General features: G+C 35.1%; 7 protein-coding genes and 1 tRNA gene. 1 reads left to right on the top strand and 7 read right to left on the bottom strand.

Features of this window, described 5'->3' with window-relative positions:
- Nucleotides 1-570: 570 nt before the first annotated feature.
- Nucleotides 571-644 (bottom strand) — tRNA-Gly (locus ACH6CY_RS13710).
- 315 nt (nt 645-959) lie between these two features.
- On the opposite strand from ACH6CY_RS13710, the gene ACH6CY_RS13705 reads away from it, so the two are divergent.
- Nucleotides 960-1,094: a lmo0937 family membrane protein gene (locus ACH6CY_RS13705; protein ID WP_374067896.1), complete on the top strand. Its 135-nt coding sequence runs from the start codon at nt 960-962 to the stop codon at nt 1,092-1,094.
- A 163-nt stretch (nt 1,095-1,257) separates the two neighbouring features.
- Here the strand turns inward: ACH6CY_RS13705 and ACH6CY_RS13700 are convergent, their stop codons facing one another.
- The 6 genes from ACH6CY_RS13700 to glgD form a co-directional block, all read right to left on the bottom strand.
- Entirely contained in the window at nt 1,258-3,903 is a 2,646-nt protein-coding gene (locus ACH6CY_RS13700) for a cation-translocating P-type ATPase (RefSeq protein WP_374067895.1), read from the bottom strand.
- A gap of 545 nt (nt 3,904-4,448) precedes the next feature.
- A complete protein-coding gene (locus tag ACH6CY_RS13695; protein WP_374067894.1) occupies nt 4,449-5,336 on the bottom strand; it encodes a 5'-3' exonuclease in 888 nt (295 codons plus the stop codon).
- 321 nt (nt 5,337-5,657) lie between these two features.
- Nucleotides 5,658-7,562, bottom strand: coding sequence for a glycoside hydrolase family 13 protein (locus ACH6CY_RS13690; protein WP_374067893.1), 1,905 nt, complete (start codon nt 7,560-7,562; stop codon nt 5,658-5,660).
- A 43-nt stretch (nt 7,563-7,605) separates the two neighbouring features.
- Entirely contained in the window at nt 7,606-10,014 is a 2,409-nt protein-coding gene (locus ACH6CY_RS13685) for a glycogen/starch/alpha-glucan phosphorylase (RefSeq protein ID WP_374067892.1), read from the bottom strand.
- Nucleotides 10,015-10,057: 43 nt separating this feature from the next.
- Nucleotides 10,058-11,488, bottom strand: a complete 1,431-nt coding sequence (glgA, locus tag ACH6CY_RS13680) for a glycogen synthase GlgA (RefSeq protein ID WP_374067891.1) — start codon at nt 11,486-11,488, stop codon at nt 10,058-10,060.
- A 22-nt stretch (nt 11,489-11,510) separates the two neighbouring features.
- Nucleotides 11,511-12,617, bottom strand: coding sequence for a glucose-1-phosphate adenylyltransferase subunit GlgD (gene glgD, locus ACH6CY_RS13675; protein WP_374067890.1), 1,107 nt, complete (start codon nt 12,615-12,617; stop codon nt 11,511-11,513).
- Nucleotides 12,618-12,622 lie beyond the last annotated feature (5 nt).

Genomic DNA, 12,622 nt, shown 5'->3' with positions numbered 1-12,622 from the left:
AAATCCTGTTTTTTGATCACTCATGTACTTTTTTCCGATGCGAGTGTTCGATAAATCCTGTTTTTTGATCACTCATGCACTTTTTTCCGATGCAAGTGTTCGATAAATCCTGTTTTTTGATCACTCATGCACTTTTTTCCGATGCGAGTGTTCATTAAATCCTGTTTTTTGATCACTCATGTACTTTTTTCCGATGCGAGTGTTCGATAAATCCTGTTTTTTGATCACTCATGTACTTTTTTTCAATCCAAGTGTTCATTAAATCCTGTTTTTTGATCACTCATGCACTTTTTTCCGATGCAAGTGTTCGTTAAATTCAGTTTTTTGATCACTCATGTACTTTTTTTCAATGCAAGTGTTCGTTAAATTCAGTTTTTTGATCACTCATGTACTTTTTTTCAATGCAAGTGTTCGTTAAATTCAGTTTAAAGTACACATCGACATTACTTTTAAAAAAATGTTTAATAAAAACCATTTATCGTAATGTTAATATCCTAATGTAAAAGTGGTATATAAAAAAACGCAATACTTCGTTGTTATCAACAAAATACTGCGTTGGTCACATATGTATGGAGCGGGTGAAGGGAATCGAACCCTCGACATCAGCTTGGAAGGCTGAGGTTTTACCACTAAACTACACCCGCATTTGATTATAAGTACTCCGTTATTTTATTTACACATGTCATGTCCCTGCATCTGCTAGCTTATTCGAGATGTTCATGTTTCGGGACAACTCGATGCATATTCGACGATGTAACGCTCGTGGCTGAGGTTTTACCACTAAACTACACCCGCAAAACAGGTCAAAACTTGAATCGATGTTTAATAGTATAACAATTCTAGATACATATCGCAACAGCATTCGCCAAAAAAATATTCTTTTTCTTTAAATAATATTGTAAAACAAGTTTACCAGTTAAACATATGGGTACATTAAATAAAAAAGGTAGGTGTTCTATATGATTTGGACAATTATTGGTATCTTATTACTTGCTTGGTTAATCGGATTTATATTTGAAATTGCTGGTGGACTTGTCCACATTTTACTAATCATTGCTTTAGTTGTATTTATTGCAAAAATGTTAAGGAAATAAATCTATTAGAAAACATTACGTTAACATTTCTCTATTTTAAACCAGAACAAAAATAGGTATTAGTCTTATACCAGTTATCGATATACAAATACTTATCAAAAACCCCCTAAAGTTAGATTTAAGCTATCTTAGGGGGTTTTTGCTGAATTTAAGTTTAGGTATTCTATTTCTTAATTAATTTATTATAAACGACTTTCACTATTTCCATCATGATCACAGCTGCTACAGCTAATCCAGTAGCAACCAACCAATTGTTCCAACCAAATGAAGCTGGAATTGCAAAAATGTCACGTGTGAAAGGTAAAATGGTGATACTGTAAAGTGCGAAACATACAGCTACAGCACCAAGTACATATTTATTCGTAAATAACCCAACACCAAAGATTGTCTGCGTATTTGAGCGAGCAGCAAAAGTTTGCAATGTTCGAGATAAAATTAATGTTGTAAACGCCATGGCTACTCCCATTTCAGCCGAATGTTGTAATCCAATAAAGTGTGAAAAGATTACCGCTATCCCAATTAGACCACCACGCGTAATTACCGCACGCATTATGCCACCTGAGAAAATACCTTCATCCACATTACGTGGTTTTCGCTTCATAACACCTGGCTCTGCTTTTTCCATCCCTAAAGCAATGGCTGGTAATGAATCATTTACTAAATTAATAAATAATAATTGTAACGCAGTAAATGGATTGGAAAAACCAAATATAACAGCAAACAGAATAGCAATGATTGCACCTAAGTTACCGGCAAATAAATATCCAATTGCTTTTTTAATATTATCGAAAACCGTTCTCCCAACACCTACAGCATTAACTATTGAAACGAAATTATCATCTGTTAGTATCATGGCGGAGGAATCTTTTGCTACATCTGTTCCACTTCCCATAGAAATACCAATATCAGCTTGTTTTAGTGCTGGTGCATCATTGACGCCATCACCAGTCATAGCTGAGATTTGATCTTTACGTTGCCATGCACGAACAATTCGTATTTTATTTTCTGGTGATACACGAGCATAAACAGAGATTCTTTCTAGTTTATCATCTAGTTCTTGATCAGACATTGCATCTAATTCTTTGCCTGTTAATGCAATATCGTCTTCATCCATCAACCCAATTTGACGGCCAATAGCCTGAGCTGTCGTTTTATGGTCACCAGTAATCATTACTGTTTTTATCCCTGCTGCTTTTGTCTGTTCGATCGATCCATACACCGCATCACGAGGTGGATCCATCATAGCTGTTAAACCAACTAACACAAGCTCATTTTCATCCTCATACTCTAACACATCTTTGTCATTTGGAAATTTCTTATAGCCATAAGCTAATACTCGTAATGCTTGGTTAGAATAATCTTCGTTTGCACGATTCAGTCTATCGATCCAGTCTTGTGTTAAAGCTATTTCCTCACCTTGTACCAGAATATAACTGGCCCGATTAAACATTACATCAGGACCACCTTTTGTTAACATCATCTTTTCGCCACCGATCGTATGTAGTGTTGACATTAACTTACGATCAGAATCGAATGGTAGTTCAGCCTCACGCTGGTGCTCCTCACGTAATGTTTGATAATCTTGATTATTATCATTGGAAAAGTTAATTAAAGCAACTTCTGTTGGATCTCCAACTTCATTTCCATCATTGTTAATGTAAGAATCGTTACATAACACTGCGATATCAACAAGCAATCGTTCTGATTGATCCCAATTGTCTGGACTTTCTGGTAAATGTTCTTTTTTACCCTCTGGAATAAAATAATCCGTTACAGTCATTTTATTTTGTGTCAATGTGCCTGTTTTATCAGTGCAAATAACACTTGTCGACCCTAAAGTTTCTACGGCAGGAAGCTTACGAATAATCGCATGCTGCTTCGCCATTTTATTCGTACCGACAGATAAGACAATCGTTACAATTGATTGCAGTGCTTCAGGAATAGCAGCAACGGCTACTGCAACAGCAAACATTAAAGCGTTCAAAAGCTCTGTTGCCACATCCACTGTTCCGTCTCCTAGCCAGATTCTTGCAGCCTGTACGACGAAAATAACAACAGATAAAATTAAAATACCAATACCTAACTTTTTACTAAATGCGTCTAATTTTCGTTGTAATGGTGTTTGTTTTTGCTCTGCAGTAGAAAGCATATTAGCTATTTTACCAATTTCGGTTTTTTCTCCAGTTCCAGTGACAACAAAGGTAGCTCGTCCATAAACAACTAATGAACTACTAAAAACCATGTTCGTCCGGTCGCCCAATCCTACTTCTTCCTCGATAGCGTCTACTTGTTTTTCGACAGCTTCAGACTCACCTGTAAGTTGGCCTTCATTAACCTTCAACGAACCACTTTCCAACATTCTTCCATCTGCTGGGATATAGTCACCAGCCTCTAAATAAACGATATCACCTTGAACAAGCTCACGTGCTGGAATGGTTTGCTTTGTTCCATTTCTCATAACCTTTGCCTCTGGCGCTGACATATCTTTCAGGGCATCTAAAGAACTTTCTGCTTTTTTGGTTTGCACGACACTGATAATAGCGTTCATAATTAAAACAATGACGATTACAATTGTTTCGACATATTCGCCCAGTATTAACTGTACTCCAGCAGCAACTAACAGCACAATAACCATTGCATCTTTAAACGTTTCTAAAAATAACTTCCATGTTGGCACTTTTTCTTTATCTTCAATTTCATTGTAACCATCATGATCTAACCTTGTTTTTACTTCATCAGTTGAAAGCCCCTGTTCTGTTGCATTCACCTGTTTAAGTACTTCCTCTTTGTTCGATTGATACAATTCCATACGTCTCACCATCTCCTCACAAGACACTCTTTTTCAAAAGAGAAAATATTTTGATCTTCATTTGATAAAATAGAACAATTTTTGCAATTTAACCAAAAAGAACATAATTACTTTTTCATTACCTACTTTTCCATAGTTTAAACCAAAGTAGCTAGAAAAAACGTAAAAAAGACCTTTATCGCTTGTAATCTACAAGCGATAAAGGTCTTGCTAACAACGTTAGTTGCCAATTATGCCGGAGATAACTCTCGTAATGACGACATAATTGTTGCAGCTACTCCCCTTTTAGTTAATTTTAATTATAAAAATAAGCCTTATTATTGTCAAGTAAAGTTTTGTAAAAGTTATTGAATAAAAAATCACACCCGTAATAAAGTTATTACATATGAAAGATATATTAAATGGTGATCAATTATTAGCCCAGTTGAAGGCTTTATCAAACCCGTATCGATTGAAAATTATTCATTTACTTTATGGGTAATTGAAAACTTGTTAAAACATGTTGAATAAAAAAATCAAAGAGAAGCAGCTACATTTGCTTCTCTTTATATACTTACTCTAATGTTTATATCAAATTCATTAAACGCCTGTAAAATAATATTTCGATCTAAACGAAATGCTAAATCTTCAAACTTCATAGCTAAGATAGAAGGAATCGTGCAATTTATCGTTACTAATTCTTTACTTGTAAAAATAGATTCTCTGCCTTCATGTAGCTTTTTTTTGTATCGATTAAACTTGGGATCTAAATCATCTATTTGCTCTAATAGCTGTTCTACTGTTTTGTACTGCTGAATCAATGGTAAAGCTGATTTCGCCCCTACGCCTGGACACCCAGGAATGTTATCACTTGAATCACCTAGTAATGCTTTTACATCAATCCATTGACTTGATTCAATCTCATATTCAGCTCTAAAATGCTCGATTGTATAGATGGTTTCCTGTCTTTTTTGTGCAATAATTTGTGATGTATGTTCATTTAGTAATTGCAACAAATCCCTATCATTGCTATAAATCAAACAAGGAGATGCTTGTTCTCTTGACCATTTGTCTGATAAAGAGCCAATAACATCATCTGCTTCATGCGGAGAAATAGCAAGTTGCGCTACACCAATCTTATCAAGTATTTTTGTGAGTGTCTCATATTGTTCGATAAGTGGGGAAGGTAATTCATTGCGAGTTTCCTTATAAAAATCATATTTAATACGTCTATCTGTTTCTTCACGTTTCACGTCCCAAGCAACAGCAACATGACTAATGCTATGTTCCTTTATTAAATGTATGATCTTCTGTAAAAAAACCCGTAACCCATTGATATATAACCCTTTGCCATTCTTTGGTAATTGATCCTCCGTTTTATTATACGCCGTTGCAAAATAACCACGACTCAATAAGTTAAATCCGTCAATCAAAAGTAATTTATCTTGTGACATATGCTATACTCCTCTCGTTCGTTACGTTCCATTGTAACATGCTCGATTCATTTCATTACATTTTTTGATTCAAATAGCATCTACTTCTATTTTTAATCTTATATTTTTGCATTTCTACCAGGTTTTCTTTTTACTCAGTCATTTTTGAGTGATTCAGTTTTATTCCTCATGCTTTTTCATTTTCCGTTTCTAATTGAATTACTCATTTTTTCAAAAAACCACTCCGTAAAAATTACATAGTGAAAGTTAATTGTAATAGTCAAAAATAAAAAAGCATCGATCAACTATCGCTGAAAGATGCTATTGCTTATAGGAATCATATTAATCTTGTTGAACGAATAAGTGACATGACATCGGAGCTAACTGAATTCGTTTATCCGATGCTTTTTCTTCTAATACATTATACCAATCTGTCCTATCCACGTACGGTAACGTCACTTCTTTTTCATCGGTAAAGTGGGTGTTCACAATCAAAATAAAATGATCATTTTTTGCAACAGCCCCAAAGACATCTGCATTTGATTGTATATATCTTTCAAATATGATGATCTCCGCATCTATTGATGTAATCTGCCAATTCCCCGTCCGAAGTGCATGATGATTGTTTCTAATTTTAGCTATTTTTCGGAACCACTCTAAACGATCGTTATCTTCTTTGCCCCAAGGATACGGATGTCGATTCGCAGGGTCTTTTCCACCTGTAATACCTACCTCATCTCCATAATAAATCGATGGGACACCAGGCAAGACAAAGAGAAATAAACTTAATGCTTGAATTTGTTTATTAACGATATCCTCCCGCTCTTGACTTTTAAACACAGTAGGTAGACTGTCATCTAACAGTGTAGCCATTCGTTCTACATCATGGCTGGATAGCAAATTCATTGTTGCATAAAAATGTTGCTTTGGATAATGTTCTGCAATGGTCATATATTGATTAACGAATCGATAGGCATCACTTTTTCCAGTGAAAAAATCAAACAGCATGGTGCGTAGGGGATAATGCATTACCGAATCCAATGTATCCCCTAACAAATAGTCTCTGCGTTTTCCATAAGCAATTTTGTTCGACGCATCTTCCCATACTTCACCTAGTAAAACAGCATTCGGATTTATCGACTTTAATTGCTTCTTAATTTTCCGAACAAAATTATCTGTCAATTCATCTACCACATCTAATCGCCAATGATGGATACCGTTCGACTGCCAAAATTGAATCACACTGTCTGGAGCATCAACTAAAAATTGCTGTACGGCATCATTTCTTATTTGAAGTGTGGGAAGTGTATCAATACCCCACCAACTTTTATAATGATTAGGATAGTCATAAAATGCATACCAATTAATATAGGGCGAATCACTTGATTGATAAGCGCCAACAGAACTATATTCACCTTTTTGATTAAAGTACAGGCTATTGTTACCAGTATGGTTAAATACACCATCAAGCATTATCTCGATATTGCGTTCTTTTGCAGCTTTAATTAATTGCTCCATATCTTCCATTGTACCAAGTAACGGATCTATTTTATGATAATTACCGGTATCATACCGATGATTGCTTTCCGCTTCGAATATCGGATTTAAATAGATAACCGAAACACCTAATGATCGAATATAATCCAGTTTCTCGATAATCCCTTTTAGATTACCTCCGAAAAAATCCCATCTAATCACATTCCCATCATGATCACGGATATATATTGGCTCATCATCCCAATGGGCATGAATCAATGCATGCTTGGAAGCTTTCTTCATGTCTATACGTCCATGTCGATAAAATCGATCGGGAAAAATCTGATAAATAATAGCATGTTTCCACCACTTTGGGACTTGTGCATCTTTTTTATATACCGTAATTTGCCATGCAGGAGGAAGACTTTGATATATTGCTCCTTCTCCACTTTCGATCTTATTTTTTCTTCCGTAAAAAAAACTAACATCTCGATATTTGACTTCGAAATAATACCATACCAACTGCGATTGGTCTGGCATAGTAGCATGCACGGTAAATAAATGATTTGAGTTATTGACTACATTTCTATGCATAAGAAGTATTTCTTCCTTATCCTCTTTTTCCAATATGAGATGCAGATACACCTGATAATTACTTTCTGTCGTATCAACTGCTAATTGTAATGTTAATGATGAAGTAACAGGAAGTGCTCCAAATGGATGGCGATAAATCGATTGAAAACTATTATGCTTTATTGTCCAATTTGACATATGCTCTCCCCCTCACTTAAAACGAATCATTTCCAATGCATCTCTACCTTAATTCCCAAATATCAGATGCGTAAGAAGCTATCGTGTCATCACTTGAAAATTGCCCAGAATACGCAATGTTCATTAAGCTCTTTTGATTCCATACATTTCTTTCTTGATAGTCACTACTAATCTTTTCTTGTTGCTTTACGTAATCATCAAAGTCTTTTAATACAAAATATTCATCATTATAAGTCAATAGTGCATGATAAATGTCTTGAAACGTTTGCTCATCTTTCACAAAATCTTCAACCGTAACTAGTTGATCCACTGCATAGCGAATTCGATCATCTGTATGATAGATATCTCTAGCGACATACTCGTTCGATTGCTGATAATGCAGTACCTGTTTCGCAGATAAACCAAAGGGATAGATATTCTCCGCTCCTACCTTATCGAATATCTCAATGTTTGCCCCATCCATTGTTCCAAGTGTAAGTGCTCCATTCATCATCATCTTCATATTTCCCGTACCCGATGCTTCTTTCGTTGCCGTGGATAGCTGTTCGCTTACATCTACAGCAGGAATAATTTTTTCTGCTAATTGATTAGAAAAATTTTCAAGAAATACGATTTGTAATTTATCTTTCACATCATAGTCTTGGTTCACAACGTTAGCAACCGTGTCAATCAAATGAATGATTTGCTTGGCAAAATAATAGCCTGGAGCCGCTTTTCCAGCAAAGATAAATACCCTTGGCGAAAAGGACTTCATTCGGTTATTTTTTATTTCACGATACAAATAGATAATATGCAGGATGTTGAGCAATTGTCTTTTATATCCGTGGATTCGCTTCACTTGCACATCAAAAATAGCATCAGTATTAAGTATCATTCCTAGCTCTTTTTGCACATGATTGGCTAGCAGTTGTTTGTTATCGTGTTTTACTTGTTGTAATTTTTCAAGGAAAATAGGGTCTGTTTGTAAAGGCAATAGCTTGATTAATTGTTTAGGAGATTGCAACCACTCGTCACCAATAGCTGCTTTAATTAATTTTGTAAGGGATGGATTTGCTAGCATTAACCACCTTCGATGAGAGATACCATTGGTTTTATTCATAAATCGATCTGGATAAGCTTGATAAAATAAGCGCATTTCTTTCTTTTTCAATATTTCGGTATGCAATTTTGCTACACCATTGACCGCATGACTACCAACAATAGCTACATGTGCCATCTTAATCTTTCCATCCGCAATTAAAGCTAGTTGTGCAATTCGATCAAAATCACCCGGATACTTCTGCCACATTTGTTGACAAAATCGCTCATTGATCTCAACTAAAATCATATAAATACGAGGAAGAAATACTTTCACCCAATTTTCCGGCCATGTTTCTAAAGCCTCGTGAAGTGTTGTATGATTAGTATAAGAGACAGATTGTGTTGTAATTTCCCAAGCTTCTTCCCAACTCAAGCCTTTTTCATCGATTAAGATACGCATCAATTCTGGAATTAGAAATGCAGGGTGAGTATCATTAATATGAAAACAAAGCAAGCTAGGTAAGTCTGACCATGCCAACTGCTTTTCCTCAAAGTTGCTCAAAATCGATTGTATCCCAGCAGAAACTAGAAAATATTCTTGTTTTAAGCGAACAATTTTCCCATCATCAGTTGAATCATCTGGATAAAGAAAATCGGATAACTCTTCTAATTTTCGTTGGTAAGTTAACATATCCGATCCATCACTCTCATTTTTTGCTTTTATTAAAACTTGATCTGACGTTGGCTCAGCAGCCCATAATCGTAATGTATTCACTGTATTGGTTTGATAGCCTATGATCGGTATATCGTATGGAACTGCTCGCACGATTTCGGCATTAACTTGTTGAAAATGCAGCTTCCCATTTTGAACAAATGATTGCACTTGACCACCAAACAAAACATCAAGGGCTTCTGAAGGTTTTCTATACTCCCACATATATCCTTCGCTTAACCATTGATCAGGTAATTCAAATTGTCTTCCATCTTCAATCCATTGATTAAATAAACCATATCGATATCTAAGACCTACTCCATGCCCTGATAAATTTAGTGAAGCAAAAGAATCTAAAAAACATGCAGCTAATCTTCCTAAACCTCCATTACCAAGACCTGGATCATTCTCACAAACTTTAATATTATCTAAGGAGAAGCCTAATTCCTCTAAAACATTTTCTGCTGTTTCCTCTAATGCTAAATAACTTAAATGTGTTTGCAACAAACCTCCAATTAAAAACTCCATTGAAAAATAATACACTTGCTTTGATGATACTTGTTTCTCAGAATTTTGGTGTTTTTCTTGAATGTATTTGGCTATCACAGTGCTTAAAGCAACATATGCCTCTTGATCTGTAGCTTGTTCTACTTGTTTGCCTGTAGTATGATTTAATGCTGTTAAAAATAATTGTTTGAATCTTTCTTTTTCTTGGATCATACCATTATCCCCCAATAACCCTTATGCGACATGCAACATTCGCTTAGCTAACAGTAGATTGATATATTTCTAGATACGTTTTAGCAGCATCATCCCATGACACATGACTATCAGCCATGTTTACTATGAGCTTTTGCCATGTTTGCTTATTCTGATAAATAGAAAGTGCACGACGAATCGTGTATAACATATCGTGGGCGTTATAATTTTTAAAAGTAAAGCCATTTCCCTTCTTTGTTTCCTCGTTAAATGACGTTACTGTATCAGCTAAACCACCTGTTTCACGAACAATTGGTGCAGATAAGTAACGAAGTGCTAATAATTGTCCAATACCACATGGTTCAAAACGAGATGGCATCAAAAATAGATCACTAGCTGCATAGATTTGTCTTGCAAGAGTCTCTTTAAAATCAATTACCACGACTACTTTTCTCGGATAGCGATACTGTAAATTACGAAATAGTGACTCATAGGCATCATCACCAGTTCCTAATACAACTAATTGAACATCATCATGATCAAGCCACTCATCGACTACTTTTGCAATGAGATCAAACCCTTTTTGCTCTACAAGTCTTGAAACAATTCCAACCAATGGGATAGACTCATTAACAGGAAGTCCGAGTTGTTTTTGCAATATCGCTTTATTTTTCAGTTTTTCCTCAAAAGACTGTTGGTAGTTAACTGAAATTACTTTATCTGTTGCAGGATTATATAAACCAGTATCAATACCGTTAATTACGCCAGTGAGTTGATCAGATTTTTTTCTTAAAACACCATCTAAATTTTCTCCATAATAATCCGTTTTAATTTCTTCAGCGTATGTTTTACTCACTGTCGTAATTTTGTCTGCATAATTTAACGCTGCTTTCATGAAATTTATATTTCCATAAAACTCAACCCCGTCTTCATGCATTACTTGATAATCTAAATCCATTAGCTCATGTAAAATAGAAGTTGGGAAAATCCCTTGGTATTTTAAATTATGAATAGTAAAGACAGTTTTTATCTTATGAAATAATGGATCATTTTGATAATGTGTATGCAAATATAACGGAATTAACCCTGTCTGCCAATCATGACAATGAATAACATCGGGAATCCAATCAATAATTCGTAGCATTTCAAAAATAGATCGGTTAAAAAACACAAATCGTTCTGCTTCATCACCAAAACCATACAAATTTGATCGTTTAAAATAATACTCATTATCGATAAAATAAAAAGTAATACCATCATAGCTTAGTGACTCAATGCCTGCGTATTGATTTCGCCAGCCAAGCTGAACACGGTATGTACCCAATAAAGTAAGCTGCTCTTTCCATTCCTCAGACATCTCCTGATACTTTGGTAATACGATCTTCACTGCTACACCTTGTTTTTTTAATGCTCGTGGAAGCGAACCTAATACATCCGCTAGACCACCTGATTTGACAAAAGGACTACATTCTGAGCCTACCATTAAGATTTTCAAAGTAAATTACTCCTTTTTCCCATTAAAGCCTTTGCCTTTTTTCTATAACAAATGGATTTTCTTTTGTGCCAATTAATACTTGCCCACTAGAAATAGTACATTCTTTATCTAAAATGACATGTTTTAATACAGCATCAGAAGCAATCTCACACCGTTGCATAATAATTGAATCTTCTATTGTTGCTCCTTCTCCTACTTTTACACTACGAAATAATATGCTGTTTTTCACATTACCTGAAATATGACAACCATTAGCAACCATTGAACGTTCGACATGGGAGTTATCGGAATAAGTAGCAGGTGTCTCATTTTTTAATTTCGTAAGAATCGGTGCTTCGGTTTGGAATAAACTATCATAAAAGTAATCATTTAATAATCGCATACTATTTCGGTAATAACTTTCCACAGAATGTATAAAGGCATGAGCACCTCTGTATTGATACGCATGCACATGCAGGGAAGACAGATTCGGTTTAATTGCTGCGTGAAATAAGTTTGTATAACCTTTTTCGATACACAATTCAATCCAATTTAATAATGTTGTTTTCTTCATGATATACATATTCATATATACATGCGGATTCTCTTTCTCATAATCTATTTCAATTACTCGACTATTATCGTCTACAGTTAATTTATTTGTAAATCGATGTTCATGATGCAACTGTTCCACATGTTTATAAATAACTGTTACGTCGGCTTTTGTCGTAATATGCTCCTCTAAAACAGCTTGCAGATCTATATTACAAATATGTTGTGAACCGGATACAACAATATATTCCGCTTGCACTCGGTGGATAAAATCAATATTATTATGAAAGTGTTGTAATTCTCCCTTAGATATATCTGTTGGATCATTCCAATCAGGCGGTAAAATAAACAGTCCACCGTGTTGTCGATCGAGATCCCAAGCTTTCCCTTGCTCTAAATGATCTAGCAACGAGCGATATTTTTTTCTAGTGAAAATAGCTATCGAATCGATATTTGCGTTGATCATATTTGATATAGTAAAGTCGACCATGCGATATCTTGCTCCAAAAGGAACAGCCGCCATACACCTGGAATATGTTAATTCATTCATGCTATCAATCTCTGGATCTAAGTTAATTATTCCTGCAATACGATTCATCCAAT

This window comes from Paraliobacillus sp. JSM ZJ581, from assembly GCF_044383835.1.
GTDB lineage: Bacteria > Bacillota > Bacilli > Bacillales > Amphibacillaceae > Paraliobacillus.
The sequence above is the reverse complement of the archived record's forward strand: the minus strand, read 5'-3'. Positions and strand labels throughout refer to the sequence as shown.